The organism is Streptomyces sp. L500, assembly GCF_054551825.1.
On the sequence record NZ_JBTOLC010000001.1, the window covers coordinates 431,321 to 448,560 of the forward strand.

Sequence of the window (17,240 nt, forward strand, 5' to 3'; positions counted from 1 at the left end):
GGCTCAGAACTGGTGGAGCAGGCGCACGTACACGCCGAACACCCCGACAGCGAGCGGGAACAACGCGATGACGCCGACGGCCTCGACGAGGTCCACGGCGCGGCGCAGCCGCACGCCGACGTGCTCCGGCAGCCGGACCGCCAGGACGGCGAGCGGCACGACGGCCACCGCGCACAGGGCCGCCAGCGGGCCGTACGGGGTGCCGGGGACGTGGTCGATCCACAGCGTCACGAGCCGGACCAGCAGGACGAGGGCGGCGACCAGCAGCGCGACGACCTCGGCGACGAGCGGGAAGGCGCGCGAGCGGGACAGCAGCACGACCATCAGCACGGAGGTGAGCAGGACCGTCCACCACGAGATGGCGGTGACGGCCAGCAGGCCGCCGGCCGCGGCGGAGGCGGCGACGGCGACCGTGGCCAGGACCAGGCCCCGGTGGGTCGCCGCGAGGGCCGTCTCGACCTCGTGCCGGCTGACGGAGGCGCCGCCGGAGCGGCGGTCGTCGAGCCCGGTGAGTCCGGCGGCCATCAGCGCGACCCGGGGCAGCAGGCCGAGGGCGACGACGGAGACGACGGCCATGACCGAGCCCAGCCGCGCCGCGTCGTGCTGGGCGGCCGCGACGGCCTCCCACACGCCGGCGGTGACGACGACGGCACCGGCGCCGATCAGGCCGCCCTTGCCGAGGCGGGAGCACAGCCCGAGCAGCGCGAGCGTCGCCGCGAGCGCGGCGGCCACGGCGGCGAGCCGGGCGGGCCCGGACCAGGAATGGGCGTCGGCGGCGGTCCACGCGGCGAGGGTGCCGAGGGCGCCGCCGGTCAGCATGAGCGTCGTGCCGAGGCCGCGGCCGACGTCATCGCCGCCGTCGCCGCCGTCGTTGCTCCGGGTGCCTTGGGCGCCTCGGGCACGGATCCGGGAGGCGACGGCGCCGAGGGCCGCGACGAGCGCGGCGGCCACGGTGAGACCACCGGCCACGGAGGCGGGCCCGAGGCTGGCGCGGGCGAGCACACCGGCGGTCACGGCCAGGGCGATCGTCGCCAGGCTCGCGGTCCACCGCCGCGCCTCGGGACGCCAGCGCCAGGCGCGTACGTCCAGGTTCTCGGCGAGCTCGTCGGTGACGTCGTGCACGACCGGCGCGGACGGCGCGTCGTTCACGCGTACCAGCCGCAGCTGCGCACCGTCGGGAACGCCGGCGTCGGCGAGGGTGCCGTCCTGCGGCAGAACCGTTCCTTCAGCGGTGATCAGATGCCGGGCGGCCGGGCGCTCGCCGACCGTGTCGCCCAGCAGTCGCAGAACGTCGGGCAGCAGCCGCCCGATGGGCTCGTCCGCGGGGAGCACGAGATCCACCCGCCGGCGCTCACCGACAAGCGTGACCCTGCTCAATTCCGTACGCTGTTTCGCCCCCGTATTCACCACGCGGCAGAACCTATCACTGGGCCGGCTCCGTCACTTTGTGCGTTCCTTTCGGTTTTTTCGCCGACTTCGTATGCGAAGGAGAGGGCGAGGAGTCGGGGTCGGAGTTGGGGTCCGACGGCGTGGGCGACAACGCCGGAGACGGAGTCACTTGCGGCGCGTACCGCTGCTCCTGCTGTTTCTGCTGCTCTTTCTGCTTGGCCAGGGTGTGCTGGATGAACGACCACCCCACGCACCCCGCGCACAGCACCGCCGCGACGGCGATCCCCGCGAATACCTTGCCCAGCTTCTCGTCGGCCGTCCGGCGGGCCCGCTGGGCGCCGAAGAGCAGGGCATCACGCATACGCCGGCGCCGTACCGACACCGACTCCAGCAGTTGACTGTCGTAATCCTTCGCCATCATTCCCCGCTCTGCCGCGCTCCGCCGTCCGGTGTGGGCCTAGGGACCCTGCCGGACCCTACGAACCCCGGGCGTACTGAAAGGCCATGAACAGCACCCAGATCACCGGGATCGCCAACCCCCATACAGCCGGCCTCTTCCGCAGCGGCAGCCCCGGATCCAGCTGAGGCCCGGGCTGGCCCGGGACAGGGGGCTCGAGCTTGTTCAGCTTGGCCCTGACGAATACGTTCCACAGCAGCGTGAACGGGGTGATGATGACCAGCGAGAGCGGACTCCACCAGCCCTGCAGCAGGGTTTTCCCGGTCATGTCGCGCAGCACGGCCGTACCGCAATTACGGCAGAACGGGCCGTTCAGGCTCAGGAACCGCATCATGATCAAAATGCCCTGATGCCCGCGGACGGTCACATCGGCGGCGGGGAAACCACCGCAGAGGCGGCAGTACGCCTGGGCCGGATGCCCCTGGAATCCCTGCTGCGGCTGCTGCGGCTGAAAGCCGGGCCGGCCCCAGCCGGGCTGCGGCTGAGCGGGCTGCGGGCCCCCGTCGGGCTGTTGTGCCGGAAATGGCTGTTGCTGCGGCGGAGTCGCCACGAAATCCCCCGAATCGTTCACTGCACTCTCAAGCGGTGCGGTCTTGGGCACGCACCGGCGCGCTCATGCCTATCAACTTCTCCTGAGAAAACGCAAAGCGCTGCCGGACGGCTGCCGGACATTACGCGGATATCGCCGCCTTCGGCGATGGCGGGGCCTCAGCCGGCGCCCCGCCGGGCGGAATCACCCGCACCTGTCCGCCCCGCGCACCACGGTGGTTTCGTCGACCGCGACCTTGAAGGAGTTCCCTCGCAGGGCGGCGTCCGTCAGGTCGGCGCCCCGGAAGCCGTGCTCGACCCCGGCCGGCGGGTCGCGCCCGTGCGGGCGTTGCCGTCCGCTGCCCCAGGAACCTCAGCTCCGCACGCGCCCGCGGCTCACGTGTCGAACTCGCCCACCCAGCTGCGCTCGATCAGGTGCTTGGGCAGGTAATCGGACTCGACCTCGATCGGGAAACCGGCGTCATAGGCGAGGCAGGTGACGGCCAGCGGCTCCCAGGCGACCTGGCCGGTGGACTCGCTCGCCCGCTCCTCGTCCTTCGACCAGTATTCCTTGTGCCACTCGAGCGCCTTCGCCAGTTCGGCGTTGAACGCCTGCTGGTCCCCGATGATGTAGCGGTAGAAGAGGTTGATCGGGGGATAGATGATCCTCAGCATCATCTCCCGGTCCGCGATCCGCAGGACGTCCGGGTCCGTTCCTTCCATCGCGGCGGTCAGCTTCTCGCCGATGTCACCGTTGCCGAGCAGCCACGCCTGGAGCGTTTCGACCCAGGCGTAGATGTACTCGTCGTACTCGGCACCGGATTCCCGCAGCAGGGACACCGGGACGTTGGCCAGCTCGGTCGCGCGGTCCTTGTCACGGCAGATGACGGCAAGGAAGAACGCCATCACCCAGTTACCGGCATCCGTGGAATAGGTGGGCCCGGTCGCGCGGATCGTCCGTACCTTGTGCGCGATACGGCACTCCACCGTTTCCCCGGTCGCCGTCGCCGAGGCGAACAGGGCGGATCCGATCTGCGTCGCCGTCACGACCGCCTCCCAGGTGGGGAGCAGGGAGGCGTCCGGGTTCACGGCCAGGTGCGTGTTCGCGGCGAGCAACGACGAGTGGAACGCCAGGTTGAACCCTCGCGGCGACCCCTCGAGAGCGGCGATCTTGCTCTGGACGCCGGCGTCGAGCCGCTGCGCCCGCTCCGCCGCGTCGTCAGCGGGAAACCGGTGACGCGGTACCGTGACTGTCATTCGGGACCCTCCTAGCCGATGTCGAAATGGTTCATTAGATAGCCTTCGTACATTTTGCCGACGGGATTCCCCTTGACCAGCACATAGTCTAGCTTGCCGGCTTCCAGAGCCGCCGCCAGTTTCCCGGCGAGCTCGGTCTCCCCACGATCCTCCATTTTGAGGAGAATGGTCTCGAAATATTCACGGGTCCCCTGCGCCACCCGACGCTTTTTGTAAGGCCCCGCTCCCCAGCGGTCCTTGAGTTCCGTCTTCGGCGCCGACTTCGCCTCGACCACGACATAGCGACCGTCCTTGGTCGGATATATCTGGTCGAAGCGGTCATTGCCTTTCGCCCGGTCGTCGATCCGCTTCGCTTCGGGGTAATGCTCCGGTATGGCGTGATATTCGGCCGCCTTCTCGCCGAACATTTCAGTGGCGTCCGTCTTCTCCGCATGCGCCTCGGAGAGCTTTTTCGCCAAGTCGTCGAGCTTGGCCTTCAGGGCGTCATCGGCCCCGCCCGCGGCCTTGTAAGCCTTTTCCGCGGCCGCATGGTCGCTTTCGGCCTTCTTGAGGTCGTCGAGCGACTTCTGTCGCCGCTCGGCCGCCTCCTTCAGGTCATCGAGGTGCTGCGCAGGAATCTTGTCCATCTCGCCCGGACGAGCCTTGTCCCACTTGAAGGTCGCGTCCTCGGACGGCGGGAACTTGTTGCTCCAATTGCCGTTCTCGTCCCGCCGCAGAATGGGAAGCTTGCGGCCGTTCTCGTCACGGACGGTGACGTCCAGACGGTGTCCGTCGCTCGGCCGGTAGTACTTCTCGAACCACTCCTGGTTGGTGTTGGCCTTCTTCACCTGCTCGGCAACGTCCGCCGGAGTGGACGACTTGGGAGTCGGCGTCGTGTGATTGCCGTCCGCACCGTGGTGCGGCGCGGACCCGTTGCCGCCGTGGTCCGGCGCGGACGCGTTGCCACCGTGGTCCGGCGCGGGCACGTCGCCACCGTGGTGGGCTGAGGCAGTGCCGTGCGAGGAGCCGTCGTTGCCATGGGAACCGTGACCCCCGGCATGGTGACCATCGGCGCCGGAACCCGGAGTGGCGTGCGAGGCGTGTGCCGGGGTGCTCGGGCCACCGTGCCCGGAGGGGCCGTGCGGACCGCCGGCGTGCGGCGGCTGAGAGCCGCCGCCACCGCCCATATGGGGCGTGGAGTTCGGGCCGCCGGTGCCGCCACCCGTCGGGTGGGCGCCGTCGCCGGAGCGCATGTTGGCCGGCTGCATGGAGGTCGGGTGCGAAGAGGACGGGTGCGAAGAGGACGGGTGTCCACCCGCGTGCTCCACGTGGCTGGGGCCGCCCGCTCCTTCGAGGACCTTCGCCGGCTCCGTCACGGGAGCGGTCCGGTGCTCGTCCGCGTGCTCGTGCTCGTGCGTGGTGTTGGGCAGGTCGTCCTTGTGCGGCTCCTGCTTGGGCTTCGTGTCGGGCACGACGTTGCCGTGCTCGTCCCGGATGGTGCCGTCGCCGTGGACGACGCGGTGGTTGCCTTCGCGGTCGGTGTAGTGAAGGCCGTCCGAGGCCTTCGAACCGCCCGTGTGCGACGCCGGGGTGTCGGCCGGGTGCGCGGGAGCGCCGCCGGCGGCATGCGTGGGACCGCTGGTGTGCGCGGGCGTTCCGCCGGGGTGCGCCGAGGCGGCGCCGGAGGCCGCCGGGGTGCCCTCGGGTGCCGGATGGCCGGACCCCGCAGGCGTGGGGTGCGCGGCCGACGTCGCCGGTGTCCCGGCCGGGTGGGCATCCGTCCCCGTGGGTATGTTCTTGCCCAGGTCGTCGAGGCCCTCGCGACTGGCCTTCAGACCTGCCATGAAGTCGCCGACCTTGAGTTTGGTGACGCCCGCCGCCTTGCCGAGGTAGCTCATCGGGTCGACGAACTCGCCCGCCTTGCCCAGCACGCCTGCGACCCTCGCGCCCGCGCCCACCTTGCCGGCGTTGGCCACCTCGCCGGCCTTGCTGAGCTTGAGAAGGCTGCCGGCACCTATGGTCAGGCCGTTGAACAGCACCGACCCGAACGCGCGCGCCGGGTCCTTGCCCCATTCGTCCCAGGCGACGAGGCCCTTGCCGAATTCGCGCAGGGCCGCCTTCTGCTTGTCGGTGTCGCTGTGGTCGGTCGGGCCGAACATCTTGTCCATGGCCCAGTCGTACGGCGTCATGAGGTACGCGCTGACACCACCGAAGACATTGCCGATACCCGTCCAGGTCTTCTTGAAGTTGTCCCAGTCGAAGACGTTGACCATGCTGCCGAGGCCCTTGATGGTGCCCCACACACCATCGACGAAGAAGCCCTTCAGCGCACCGCCGACATTGTCCTTCGTCCACTCCCACGCGGCCCGCCAGCCGGTGTACTCACGCTTGTCGACCGTGCCCCAAGGAGTTTCCTTCGCGTCCTTGACGTCGCTTTCCTTGAAGCCGTACATGCCGGCCTGATGCGAGCCGTCGTCGACGACGAACTTCGTGCCGTCCACGAGCGCGGTGATCTTGTTGGCCGCGTCGCGCTCGACCCCCTGGAAGGCCACCCAGGTCGTGCCGACCTCGCTGACCATCCGCGCGTTCTGGTCGACCTTCTTCTGGTCCTTCTTCCAGTCGTCGTCACTCTTGTTCGCGGCGACGAATTCCTCGGCCTCTTTGCGCAGCCGGTCCATCTTGTCGACCAGCGGCTTCGCCTCCGTCGCGAAACTCTGCAGCGCCCCGCCGACGGACTCCAGCTTCTTCGCGAACTCATCGGCCTTGTCCCGGACCGGAGCGGTCGAAGCGAAGAGTTCCTTCTCCTCCGGACCGTTGTAGACCGGGTCCAGCGCCTGGAAGGCGTTGTGGACGTCCTTGCCGGTGGTCCGGATGTTGCCCGCCGTCGTCTTCAACGACGAGGCGTGTGTCTCCAGTTGCTCCAGATTGCCCGTGAAGGTGGGTATCTTACTGGGATCGATCACGACTTATTGCCCTTCCCCCGAAGTGCCGGAACCGCTGCTCGCCCCCCGATGCGAGAGAGCGCACGCCACGCACCAACCATGACCATGGACGGACACGCGGGTGCCGGGCACGGCGTGGTGAGACCGTGCCCGACACCGGCGTGTCAGCGACTGCGCCGGTCTCAGGACCCGTTCAGGATCTCCTGGACCTGTCGCCGCACGTCCTCGTCGCCGACCGTCAGCAGGTACTCGCCGAGCCGGCGGGCCTCCGGGCCCTGGGCGCGGTGGACGATGGGGACGGCGTGCTTGAGCGTGCGGGGGTAGGTGCCGGCGTCGAGCACGCTCATGGCCAGTTCCACGCCCAGCGGGCCGTCGACGGTGGACACCCCGCTCGCCAGGTCGACCAGCTGAGTGGGCAGGTCGAACCGGCGCTTCTCGTCCGTGGTCAGGAACCGCACGCCCCGGCCGACGACGTCCTTGATGTCGTCCAGCAACGCCCGGAGCGTGGCATTGTCGAACAGCTCGCCCAGCTTGTCCTCGAAGTACTGGCTGTCGGCCAGCCGCACCAGGGCGCGGGCCGCCTCCACCCGCAGGGCCTCGGTGCCCTTCTCCTCCGCCAGGTCCCGCTCGGCCACGGCGTCCGCGAGCTGCGCGAACGTGCTGTCGACGGAGAACTTGCGGTCGATCGAGAAGTCGTACCAGGGCGTGGCCTCGGGATCCGCGGCGGCCCGCAGCACCGCCTCGTAACCGGCCGCCTCGCCCCACATCGTCAGCGCCAGGCAGGCCAGGAATCGTTCGATCTCCGGCGCGGCGGGGTCGTTCATCAGCTCGACGAGCCCGGGGACGCGGTCCCGGTGCCCGGGGTCGTCGAAGGCCCCGTAGAGCACGTCCTCGATGTCGGTCGTCGGCTCACCGTCGAAATCCGTGCCGAGCAATTCACTGAAGCGGGTCATGAGTGGCATCCTTTCGCATTCCGCCCGTCGGCCGCCGTCACGGTCCGGTGATGTAGTCATGCGGCACGATGCCCTTGATGAGCCATTCCGAGTCCCGGCGTGTGTGCATCATGTCCTTCATGCGCTGCGCGAGGCTCTTCGTCTTGGCCTTGCCCAGACCGAGGTCCTTGGCAATCTTCTGGGCCATTTCGTCGATCTCGGGGTGCGGCGTGTTCGGCGGGACGCTGATGTCGATGGGCCGGCCGGCGATCTTGTCGGCGCTCTGCTGGATGGCCGCCTCGACCTCCTTCGGCGAATAGACCTCCACGCCCTTGACCTTGCCCTTGGCTATGTCGTCCACGAGCCGGGGCAGATCGATCGAGATCTTCTGGCCGCCGTAGTCCTTGGCGTTGGCGCCGTCCTCACTGGTGGAGGTGTAGGGGCTCTCCGACTTCTTCGGCTCGCGTCCCACGATGTGGTCGACGATCGACGCGTCGCCGTCGGGGTTGGCGGGCACGAGGTCGCCGTCCTCGTTGAGGTAGCTCTTGCGCTGGCCCTTGTGGTTGTGCGTGTCCGAGAAGTTGTTGTCGTGACGCTTGAGGTTCGGGACCTCCTCGCCGTGACCCGGCTTGTACGTGCCGGGCGGCGTGTGGTCGCCCGACCCGGATCCGGATCCAGATCCGGAATCCGTGCCGGATCCGCCGCCGTCGTGGCCTGAGCCACCGCCGTCGTGACCGGAACCACCGGCGTCGTGTCCGGAGCCGCCGCCGTGACCCGCGCCGGTGCCGGTGCCGGTGCCGTCGTGACCGGCGCCCTTTCCGGAGCCGGTGCCGTCGTGGCCGGCGCCGCCGTGGCCGGAGCCCGCGCCCTTACCCGAGCCGGAGTCGTGACCGGAGCCGGTGTCCTTGCTGGAGCCGGTGTCCTTGCTGGAGCCGCCGCCGTCGTGGCCCGCGTCCTTGCCCGTACCCGAACCGGAGTCATGCCCCGCGTCCTTGCCCGAGCCCGAGCCGCCGTCGTGGCCTGCGCCCTTGCCCGAGCCCGAGCCGCCGTCGTGGCCCGCGTCCTTGCCTGAGCCCGAGCCGGGGTCGGAGGGGCCGTGGCCGCCGCTTGAGGGCGGCGTGCCGTGACCGCCGCCGCTGCCGGGCGGGGTGTGCGAGCCGCCGCTGCCGGCGCCGTGGGCACCCGAGCCGCCGGACGAACCGTGCGTACCCGAGCCGCTGCCCGTCGAGTGGTCGGCCACGTGGCCGGGGCCGCCGGCGCCCTCCAGGACCTTCTCCTTGGAGGGAACGGTCTCGTGCTCGTGCGTGGTGTTGGGCAGGTCCGACTTGTGCGGCTCCTCGATGGCCTTCGTGTTGGGCACGATGTTGCCCTGCGGGTCGCGGATGGTGCCGTCGCCGTGGACGACCCGCGGGTTGCCCTTGTTGTCGGTGTAGTGGAGGCCGTCGCCCGTGTGGGCGGGAGTGCCCGCGTGGGGCGCGTCGCCCGTGTGCGCGGCGGGCGTCGCCGGGGGCTCGACCGGGTGGGCGCCCGTGCCCGTGGGCAGGTTCTTGCCCAGGTCGTTCAGGCCCTCGCGGCTGGCCTTCAGGCCCTCCATGAAGTCGCCGACCTTGATCTTGGTGACGTTCGCCGCCTTGCCGAGGTAGCTCATCGGGTCGGAGAGCGCGCCAGCCTTGCCCAGCGCGCCCGCGATCTTCGCACCCGCGCTCACCTTGCCGGCGTTGGCCACCTCGCCGGCCTTGCCGAGCTTGAGGAGGCTGCCCGAGCCGATCGTGATGCCGTTGAACAGCACCGTCCCGAACGCCCGCGCCGGGTCCTTGCCCCATTCGTCCCAGGCGACGAGCGACTTGCCGAAGTTACGCAGGGCCGCCTTCTGCTTGTCGGTGTCGCTGTGGTCGACCGGGCCGAACATCTTGTCCATGGCCCAGTCGTACGGCGTCATGATGTACGCGCTGACACCACCGAAGACGTCACCAATGCCCGACCAGGTCTTCTTGAAGTTGTCCCAGTCGAAGACGTTGACCATGCTGCCGAGGCCCTTGATGGTGCCCCAGACGCCGTCGACGAAGAAGCCCTTCAGCGCACCGCCGACGTTGTCCTTCGTCCACTCCCACGCGGCCCGCCAGCCGGTGTACTCACGCTTGTCGACCGTGCCCCAAGGGGTCTCCTTCGCGTCCTTGACGTCGCTTTCCTTGAAGCCGTACATGCCGGCCTTGTGCGAACCGTCATCGACAACGAACTTCGTGCCGCCCACCAACGCGGTGATCTTGTTGGCCGCGTCACGCTCGACGCCCTGGAAGGCCACCCAGGTCGTACCGACCTCGCTGACCATCCGAGCGTTCTGATCGATCTTCTTCTGGTCCTTCTGCCAGTCGTCGTCGCCCTTGTTCGCGGCGACGAAGGCCTCGGCCTCCTTGCGGAGCCGGTCCATCTTGTCGACCAGCGGCTTCGCCTCCGTCGCGAAGCTCTGCAGCGCGCCGCCGACGGACTCCAGCTTCTTCGCGAAATCGTCGGCCTTGTCCCGGACCGGAATGGTCGAGTTGAAGAGTTCCTTCTCCTCGGGACCGTTGTAGACCGGGTCCAGCGCCTGGAAGGCGTTGTGGACGTCCTTGCCGGTGGTCCGGATGTTGCCCGCGGTCTTCTTGAGCGACGCCGCGTGCGTCTCCAGTTGCTCCAGATTGCCCGTGTACGTGGGAATCTTGCTGGGGTCGATCACGGCTTGCCGTCCTTCGCGCCCGGGCCCTTGAGCTCTTCCGGAGTCGGCGCCTGCGCGGCCATGTGCTGCTTGTTCTGCAGCATCTCGTCGTCGCCCTTGAGGTACGCCTCAGTGGCCTCCCGGGCGCCCTTGATGGACTTGCCCGCGCGAACGGGGAGGAACTTCACGTCGTTCTCCGTGTGCTGCTGGAACTCCTGCAGCGCCTGGGCGACGGGACCGAACGCGCCCCCTTCGGGCGCCTTCGTCCCGCCCAGGATCATCGTGCCCGCCGATGTCGCGGAGCCGACCAGGCCCTCGCTGTAGGCCGTGAATTCTTCCTCGAATTTCCCGGCGATCTCACCGGTGTTATTCAGTACCGTACGGACACCGTCCGGCTGAATATCCCATTTGGACACGATGTCTCCCCCGTTCTACGAAACGCTGCTTGCTCTCGCCCGTCGGCGCGGGCCTCAGCCGATGGCGTCGACCGCGGCCTTCGCCTTGGAGAGCGTCGACTGCGCCGTGCCGTCGTTCTTCTCCATCGTGGAGCGCAGCAGGTGGATGATCTGGCGGACCTCGGTCGCCGCCTTGTTCCAGCGCTGCTCCTTGCCGTGGTACTGATCCGAGACGCCATCGGCCTGGAAGTCGGCCATCGCCGCCTTCACCGCGGCGTCACGCTCGCTCAGCACCGACTCCAGCCGCGAGATGATGCCCGCGAGCGATCCCTGCACCTCGCTCGACGCGCCCGTGTCGTAACTACGACGGTCCGCACCCGCACCAGCCATGTCGATTACCCCCGTTTTCCTAGCGACCCGAGAAGCGGGCCGCGTCGAAGTTCGCCGCAGCCATCTGCTGGCGCGCGTTGTCCGCCGACTCCTGGTCACCCTGGCCGAACGACGAGTCCATGCCGGACTGGCCGCCGAGAATCGCGCTCAGCGAGCTGTTCAGCGCGGCCGTCACCTCGTCGGAGTGCGACTTGAACTGGTCGAAGGCGGCCTTGCCCGCGCCGTTGAACTTGCCCTCCAGCGGCTGCGCGGCCACGATCAGCTGGCGGATCAGACCGCCCAGATCGTCACTGGAACCACGCGTCCGGGAAATCAGTCCGGACAGCGTCGTTTGTCCCATATCGAACTTCACGAGCTCACCCCCGTCGTTTCTCATGTGTCACTGACGACTCGAACATGTCTATCAACATCGTCAAGGTGATCACAAAGCGCTTCCGGGGCTGACGAGCACTCTGTTACGAACGTGTGCAGGTCGTTTCCCCGTCGTTGCACACACCATGGCAGAGGCCACTGACAATCGTCAGTGGCCCCTTTGGCTCCTTATGTCACACGGTGAGCGCCGCGCACTCCCGTAGCTCGAACCACACCTGTTTGCCAACGACGTCGAGGCCGTCCCACACCCACGTCACACCCGAGGCGTGCGACAACCTGCGTACGAGCGCCAGGCCCCGGCCGTCGCCGCCCCTCTCGCCGACGGCCTGACGCGGCCACGGCAGCCGCCCCGGGTCGTCGTCGCGGACCGCGACGACCACGTTCTCGGCATGGACGGTCATCTCCACCGTCAGCTCCGGCACGCGGGCGTGCCGCACCACGTTCGCGACAGTGTCCGAGACGCAGAGCCGTGCCGGCTCGATGAGCAGCCGCCGCTCGGCGGCGACGAGCGTCGCCGTGACGAACTCCCGCGCGAGCCGAGCCGTGGACGGCGCGGTGGGGGCCGTGAGGGCGTAGCGATCCCCTCTCATCGGGCCACCTCCCCCGCCATGTCCGCTGCGCTCGGCTGACGCGGCACGAAGTTGATGCCGTGTGCGGTGACTACGACCGCGTAGTCGCGCCTCTGGGGATGCGGGGTGTGGGGAGTGCGGGGGCGTTGAGGCCGCCTGCCCCATGAGGCGAGGCGGCGGATAAGGTTGAGCATGTCGACGCTCCTATCGCAGCGTTGGCCATGCCCCGGGGCCGGTTGCAGCGGCCGCCGGGGTCCGGGTCATCAGGCACGGAGCGTAGGGCGTGATATAGCACGGTGCATAGCGATGACCACTATGTATCTCGACTAGAGCGCCATGGGTTGCGTAGCTTACGCATGTGATCGAATTCGCTCCGGATATTCCCCGCTGGCGACAGGTCGCCGATGTGATCCGTCAGCGCATCAAGGACGGCACCTACCAACCCCGCACGCGCGTGCCGTCGGTGCTTCAACTGACCGAGGAGTTCGGCATCGCCAGCGTCACGGCGCACAAGGTGCACCGTGCGCTCCGCGCGGAGGGTCTCATCTACACCGAGCCCGGGATGGGCTCGTTCGTCTCGAAAGACCTGGCTTAACAGCGAAACCCTCACCCCGATGGGGCTTTTGGGCGTTTCCCGCCGAGGTTCGCGCTGCCTCGCGACAAGGCAGCGCGAACCACCCCGCTCAGGCGGCCTCCGCCAGCAGTGCCAGCACCCGCCGGAGCTCCACCTCCGCGCCTTCCCCCAGCGGAATCCTCACGCACGCGGGCTCCACAATGGCGGCTCCCGTATAGCTCAGCACCGTCCGCAGCGTGGCCTCCGCTCCCCCGCCGCGTCCTGCCGGGGCCACGTTCACCCATGCCACCGGCTTGTCGCAGATCTCGGTCCCGCCGACCGTCCAGTCCAGCAGGTTCTTGAACGAGCCCGGCAGCGTGCCCGCGTACTCGGGGGCGCAGATCAGGACGGCCGCGGCTTCCGCGATCGCCGTCCGCAGTTCCACGACCGGGGCCGGCAGCGGGTCGTGGTCGTCGTCGGGGTTGAAGTGCGGCAGGTCCGCGAGCCCGGCGTAGCGGACCGTGCGGACCCCCGCCGACGCGGCCATCGACTCGGCCGTGCGCAGCGCTGACTCGTTGGAGGAGGCGGCGCGCAGGCTGCCGGACAGCAGGAGGATGACGGGTGGTTCGGTAGGCATCCGCCCAAACTAGCCAACCGTCATCAACCGCCGTCAGTCGAGGCCACCGCCCGTCAGTCGAGGCCAACCACCGTCAGTCGAGACAGAACTCGTTGCCCTCGATGTCCTGCATCGTGATGCAGGACTCGTTGATGCCATCGGCGCGCTGCACCAGCACGCATACCGCGCCGAGCGCCTCCAGTCGCGCGCGCTCGGCTTCGAGTGCGGCGAGGCGCTCGTCGCCCACGAGCCCGGTGCCGACCCGTACGTCGAGGTGCACCCGGTTCTTGACGACCTTGCCTTCGGGTACGCGCTGGAAGAACAGTCGCGGGCCGACACCCGAGGGATCGACGCAGGCGAACGCCGAACCCTGGTGCTCAGCCGGCAGCGAGCGGTCGAAGTCGCCCCACGAAGCGAACCCCTTCGGCGGCGGCGGTACGACGTACCCCAACACCTCGCACCAGAAACGGGCGACGCGCTCAGGCTCCGCGCAGTCGAAGGTCACCTGGAACTGCTTGATCGACGTCATCGGCCCACCATAGTGGCGTACGAACGAACCTACGACGCCTGCGCTTCCTCAGCCGTGCGGCTGTCGTACGAGGCGCGTGCGGCGGCGACCTCCGTCTGGTGTTCCTCGGTCCAGATGACCAGGGAGCGGATCGTGTCGTGGAGGGTCACCCCGAGCGGGGTGAGCTCGTAGTCGACGCGCGGCGGGACCACCGGGTGGACCGTGCGCAGGACGAGGCCGTCGCGCTCCAGTTGCCGGAGGGTGACCGTGAGCATCCGCTGGCTGATGCCGTCGATCTCCCGGCGCAGCTCGGAGAAGCGGAGGCTGCGGCGGTCCAGCAGGGCGATGACGAGCAGCGACCACTTGTCGGCGACCCGGTCGAGGATCTGGCGCACCTCGCAGCCCTCGCGGGTGTCCCATTGCCGGACTTCGTACTCGGCCTCGGTACCCGTGCAGTGAGTCGGTGACTTCAAAGTGCCTTCTTCCATGGCGATTCACACTGCCCGATGATTCGAGTGGTTACAAGAGGGAACCGCGGGTTCTCCGGCCCAACTCGCCTCGCCCCACGCCACTTTCACGCCACTTTCAAGCGGCCCTCAAGAGTGGTGTCACCTCCGCTCCGCCCCTTCCTCACCCTCCCCTTCCCTTTTTCCGTCCCCGCAAGGAGCCTTTCCGTGTCCACACCGCAGACCTCATCGGGCAGCGGCACCGACCGCATGAGCGGGCGCGCCTGGGGCGTGCTGTTCGTGCTGTGCGGTGCGATCTTCCTCGAGGGCATCGACGTGGCGATGCTCAATGTGGCGTTGCCGTCCATCCGCGCCGACCTGGACATGTCCACCGGCATGCTCCAGTGGGTCATGAGCGCCTACGTCCTCGGCTACGGCGGCTTCATGCTGCTCGGCGGCCGGGCGGCCGACCTCTTCGGGCGCCGTCAGATGTTCGTGTTCTGGCTCGTCGTCTTCCTGCTCTTCTCCGGCCTGGGCGGATTCGCCACCGAGGGCTGGATGCTCATCGTGGCCCGCTTCGTGACGGGTGTCGCGGCGGCCTTCATGACCCCGGCCGGCCTGTCGATCATCACCACGAGCTTCGACGAGGGCCCGCAGCGCAACAAGGCGCTGCTCGTCTACTCCGGCACCGCCGCCGGTGGTTTCTCCATCGGCCTGGTCGTCGGCGGGCTGCTGGCCTCGGTCAGCTGGCGCTGGGTGTTCTTCGCCCCCGTCATTCTCTCCCTGCTCATCCTCATCACCGCCGTGGTCCTCATCCCCAAGTCGCCGCGGCCGGAGCGGTCCGGGCAGGGCGTCGACCTGGGCGGCGCGATCAGCGTGACCGCCGGCATCCTGCTCCTCGTCTTCGCCGTCGAGCGGGCCACGCACGTCGCGGCCGCCGTGACGGCCGGTACGGTCGCGGCCGGGCTGGTCTTCTTCCTCGCCTTCGTCCTCATCGAGCGCAGGTCCAGCAATCCGCTGATCCGGCTGGGCCTCTTCCGCAACGGCGCGCTCATCCGCGGCAATGTGACGGGCCTGCTCTTCGCCGCCGGATTCTTCGGGTTCCAGTTCGTCGCGGTGCTCTACCTCCAGGAGCTGCGCGGCTGGTCGACCCTCCAGACGAGCTTCGCGCTCATCGTCATCGGCATCGACTCCATCCTCTCCCCGACGCTCACGCCCAAGCTGGTCGCGAAGTTCGGCAACGCCCGGGTGATCTTCGGCGGTCTGCTGCTGGCCGCGCTGTCCTACGCCCTGTTCCTGCCGGTGAACATGGACTGGACGTACCTGGCGATGTTCCCGAGCCTGATCATCCTCGGCCTCGCCTTCTCGCTGGCCTACGGCCCGCTGACCATCATCGCGACCGAGGGCATCGACGAGGAGGAGCAGGGTGTGGCCGGTGGTCTGCTCTACACCTCCTTCCAGTTCGGCGCGGCCCTGGGCCTGTCCTCGGTGACCGCCGTCTCCATCGGCGCCACGCACGGCACGTCGCCCGCCGCGCAGCTCGACGGCTACCGGGCCGCGCTGATCGTGCCGCTCGCCGCCGCGCTGATCGCCGCCTTCATCAGCGCGTTCGGCCTGGGCAACCGCTCCGGCATCGAGGACGCCGCCGCGGCGGGCACCGACCCCGTCCGCGAGCCCGTCGACGCCTGACCCCCACCCGCCCCGCCGGCTCTTCCCCCGAAGCCGGCCTCCCACGGCGCCCTGCCCCGGCCGCACCCGCTGCCCGGGGCAGGGCGCTTTTTCATTTCCCGGGAACGGCTTGCCCACCCGATCACCGGCCGGGTTAGCGGACGGATTACCGGGTGGGTTACCGCACGGGTTACCGGGTGGGTTACCAGTTGAATTACCGGCTCATTTCCTCCTGCCGTGAAACCCACCGCCCCCCGGTTGCCGTCCCGTTCCTCCCCCGAGGAATAGCCGTTACCGGCACATGACTGCCCCTCGAAAGAATCGGATCGCACGGAAAAGCCGATAACTTTCTGGAGGCATGATGTCCACCACCGACAGCGCCGTCGCCGCCGTATTCGACGAGGTGACCGCCCTGGCCGCCACGCTCCGTGCCACCGGCCCCGAGGCCGAGGAGCGGCGCTGGATCCCGGACGAGAACATCGAACTGCTCGACAAGGCGGGCGTGTTCCGGCTGAGCGTCCCGCGTCGCTTCGGCGGCCTTGAGGCCCCGGTCGCCGACCTGACCCGGATCGTGTCCGAGATCGCGCGCGCCGAGACCGCCACCGGCTGGGTGTCGATGATCTGGGCGTCCAGCGCGTGGGTGCCGAGCCTCTTCCCGGACGCGGCCCAGGAGGAGGTGTACGCGGGCGGCTCGGTCCGCGTCTCCACCGGCTTCACCCCCTCCGGCACCCTCGCCCCCACCGAGGACGGCGCCTACACCCTCAGCGGCAGCTGGGGTTGGATCTCCGGCTGCCGGGGCGCCGACTGGGCGCTGCTCGCGGCCCTGCTGCCCGGGCCGGACGGCACGCCCGCGCCCTCCGCAGCCCTGGTGCGCGTCTCCGAGCTGACCATCGCCGACGACTGGCACGCCTCCGCCGGCGCCGGCACCGGCAGCTCCACCGTCACCGCCGACGCGGTACGGGTGCCCGCCCACCGCGTCGTCAGCCTCCTGGACGTGCTCGCCGGCAGCACCGGCGACCGGTCCAACACCGGTGCCACCGGCCGCAACTACGCGTTCATCCCGTTCTTCATGGCCCTGGGCGCCTCCGCCTACCTCGGGCTCGCCAGGGGCGCGTACGAGCTCTTCCTGGACCGGCTGCCCGGCCGCGGCATCACCTACACGTCCTGGACCGACCAGAGCCAGTCGCCGGTGACCCAGGTCCAGGTGGCCCAGGCCGAGAACAAGATCGCGGCCGCCGAGGCCCTCCAGGAGGGCTGGCTGCGCGAGCTCCAGCGGCACGCGGACGCGGGCACCCTCCCGACCGCCCCCGAGCGGGCGGCGGCGCGCGGCAGGGCGGCCTTCGCCATCGAGCTCGCCAACCAGGCCGTGGACGAGCTCTTCGAGGCCGCCGGCGCCTCCGTGATCATGCGGGACGTGGCCTTCCAGCGGTTCCACCGCGACATGCGGGGCCTGGCGCTCCACGCGCTGTTCGCCTACCGCACCAACCAGGAGGTGCACGGCCGCTCCCTGCTCGGCCTCGCCCCCGACACCCTCTTCCTCTGACGGA

The 17,240-nt window shown here is 69.2% G+C and carries 17 protein-coding genes; 3 read left to right on the top strand and 14 right to left on the bottom strand.

Going from position 1 to position 17,240, the window contains the following annotated elements; translation table 11 throughout:
• Positions 1-3: 3 nt before the first annotated feature.
• The 11 genes from eccD to ACX9I7_RS02180 all read right to left on the bottom strand — a co-directional run bounded on the left by eccD (position 4) and on the right by ACX9I7_RS02180 (position 11,923).
• Positions 4-1,410 (bottom strand): type VII secretion integral membrane protein EccD, encoded by a 1,407-nt coding sequence (eccD, locus tag ACX9I7_RS02130; RefSeq protein WP_459386319.1) that lies wholly within the window; start codon positions 1,408-1,410, stop codon positions 4-6.
• 13 nt (positions 1,411-1,423) lie between these two features.
• Complete coding sequence (locus tag ACX9I7_RS02135; protein ID WP_435838894.1) at positions 1,424-1,810, bottom strand: hypothetical protein; 387 nt, start codon at positions 1,808-1,810, stop codon at positions 1,424-1,426.
• Between the two features lie 55 nt (positions 1,811-1,865).
• Positions 1,866-2,447: a hypothetical protein gene (locus ACX9I7_RS02140; protein ID WP_459386320.1), complete on the bottom strand. Its 582-nt coding sequence runs from the start codon at positions 2,445-2,447 to the stop codon at positions 1,866-1,868.
• Between the two features lie 323 nt (positions 2,448-2,770).
• Positions 2,771-3,631, bottom strand: a complete 861-nt coding sequence (locus tag ACX9I7_RS02145) for an immunity 49 family protein (RefSeq protein ID WP_387575806.1) — start codon at positions 3,629-3,631, stop codon at positions 2,771-2,773.
• A gap of 11 nt (positions 3,632-3,642) precedes the next feature.
• Entirely contained in the window at positions 3,643-6,573 is a 2,931-nt protein-coding gene (locus ACX9I7_RS02150; RefSeq protein WP_459386321.1) for a hypothetical protein, read from the bottom strand.
• A 161-nt stretch (positions 6,574-6,734) separates the two neighbouring features.
• Complete coding sequence (locus tag ACX9I7_RS02155; RefSeq protein WP_387575802.1) at positions 6,735-7,505, bottom strand: hypothetical protein; 771 nt, start codon at positions 7,503-7,505, stop codon at positions 6,735-6,737.
• 37 nt (positions 7,506-7,542) lie between these two features.
• A complete protein-coding gene (locus tag ACX9I7_RS02160; protein ID WP_459386322.1) occupies positions 7,543-10,197 on the bottom strand; it encodes a hypothetical protein in 2,655 nt (884 codons plus the stop codon).
• Positions 10,194-10,592, bottom strand: coding sequence for a DUF6507 family protein (locus tag ACX9I7_RS02165; RefSeq protein WP_387575798.1), 399 nt, complete (start codon positions 10,590-10,592; stop codon positions 10,194-10,196). The genes ACX9I7_RS02160 and ACX9I7_RS02165 overlap by 4 nt, the downstream gene beginning before the upstream one ends.
• Before the next feature lie 54 nt (positions 10,593-10,646).
• Entirely contained in the window at positions 10,647-10,961 is a 315-nt protein-coding gene (locus ACX9I7_RS02170; RefSeq protein ID WP_189452336.1) for a pore-forming ESAT-6 family protein, read from the bottom strand.
• Between the two features lie 19 nt (positions 10,962-10,980).
• Positions 10,981-11,313: a hypothetical protein gene (locus ACX9I7_RS02175; protein ID WP_126914146.1), complete on the bottom strand. Its 333-nt coding sequence runs from the start codon at positions 11,311-11,313 to the stop codon at positions 10,981-10,983.
• Positions 11,314-11,506: 193 nt separating this feature from the next.
• Positions 11,507-11,923 carry an ATP-binding protein gene (locus ACX9I7_RS02180; RefSeq protein WP_459386323.1) on the bottom strand — a complete coding sequence of 139 codons (417 nt, stop codon included), beginning with the start codon at positions 11,921-11,923 and terminating at the stop codon, positions 11,507-11,509.
• 337 nt (positions 11,924-12,260) lie between these two features.
• On the opposite strand from ACX9I7_RS02180, the gene ACX9I7_RS02185 reads away from it, so the two are divergent.
• A complete protein-coding gene (locus ACX9I7_RS02185) occupies positions 12,261-12,497 on the top strand; it encodes a GntR family transcriptional regulator (protein WP_387575792.1) in 237 nt (78 codons plus the stop codon).
• 88 nt (positions 12,498-12,585) lie between these two features.
• On the opposite strand, the gene ACX9I7_RS02190 is transcribed toward ACX9I7_RS02185, so the two are convergent.
• The 3 genes from ACX9I7_RS02190 to ACX9I7_RS02200 all read right to left on the bottom strand — a co-directional run bounded on the left by ACX9I7_RS02190 (position 12,586) and on the right by ACX9I7_RS02200 (position 14,067).
• Entirely contained in the window at positions 12,586-13,092 is a 507-nt protein-coding gene (locus ACX9I7_RS02190; RefSeq protein WP_387575790.1) for an NADPH-dependent FMN reductase, read from the bottom strand.
• A gap of 73 nt (positions 13,093-13,165) precedes the next feature.
• Complete coding sequence (locus ACX9I7_RS02195; RefSeq protein WP_459386324.1) at positions 13,166-13,600, bottom strand: VOC family protein; 435 nt, start codon at positions 13,598-13,600, stop codon at positions 13,166-13,168.
• 29 nt (positions 13,601-13,629) lie between these two features.
• Entirely contained in the window at positions 13,630-14,067 is a 438-nt protein-coding gene (locus ACX9I7_RS02200; RefSeq protein WP_126914150.1) for a winged helix-turn-helix transcriptional regulator, read from the bottom strand.
• Positions 14,068-14,295: 228 nt separating this feature from the next.
• Between ACX9I7_RS02200 and ACX9I7_RS02205 the strand changes: the two genes are divergently transcribed.
• Both ACX9I7_RS02205 and ACX9I7_RS02210 read left to right on the top strand, forming a co-directional pair.
• Positions 14,296-15,714, top strand: coding sequence for an MFS transporter (locus ACX9I7_RS02205; RefSeq protein WP_387576120.1), 1,419 nt, complete (start codon positions 14,296-14,298; stop codon positions 15,712-15,714).
• 340 nt (positions 15,715-16,054) lie between these two features.
• On the top strand, positions 16,055-17,236 hold the full coding sequence (locus ACX9I7_RS02210) for an acyl-CoA dehydrogenase family protein (RefSeq protein WP_459386325.1): 1,182 nt from the start codon (positions 16,055-16,057) through the stop codon (positions 17,234-17,236).
• Positions 17,237-17,240 lie beyond the last annotated feature (4 nt).

Bases quoted from the DNA above. Each gene is read 5' to 3' on its own strand.
- ACX9I7_RS02135 (WP_435838894.1), bottom strand. From the start codon at position 1,810: ATGATGGCGAAGGATTACGACAGTCAACTGCTGGAGTCGGTGTCGGTA.
- ACX9I7_RS02145 (WP_387575806.1), bottom strand. From the start codon at position 3,631: ATGACAGTCACGGTACCGCGTCACCGGTTTCCCGCTGACGACGCGGCG.
- ACX9I7_RS02155 (WP_387575802.1), bottom strand. From the start codon at position 7,505: ATGACCCGCTTCAGTGAATTGCTCGGCACGGATTTCGACGGTGAGCCG.
- ACX9I7_RS02170 (WP_189452336.1), bottom strand. From the start codon at position 10,961: ATGGCTGGTGCGGGTGCGGACCGTCGTAGTTACGACACGGGCGCGTCG.
- ACX9I7_RS02180 (WP_459386323.1), bottom strand. From the start codon at position 11,923: ATGAGAGGGGATCGCTACGCCCTCACGGCCCCCACCGCGCCGTCCACG.
- ACX9I7_RS02190 (WP_387575790.1), bottom strand. From the start codon at position 13,092: ATGCCTACCGAACCACCCGTCATCCTCCTGCTGTCCGGCAGCCTGCGC.
- ACX9I7_RS02195 (WP_459386324.1), bottom strand. From the start codon at position 13,600: ATGACGTCGATCAAGCAGTTCCAGGTGACCTTCGACTGCGCGGAGCCT.
- ACX9I7_RS02200 (WP_126914150.1), bottom strand. From the start codon at position 14,067: ATGGAAGAAGGCACTTTGAAGTCACCGACTCACTGCACGGGTACCGAG.
- ACX9I7_RS02205 (WP_387576120.1), top strand. From the start codon at position 14,296: ATGAGCGGGCGCGCCTGGGGCGTGCTGTTCGTGCTGTGCGGTGCGATC.
- ACX9I7_RS02210 (WP_459386325.1), top strand. From the start codon at position 16,055: ATGTCCACCACCGACAGCGCCGTCGCCGCCGTATTCGACGAGGTGACC.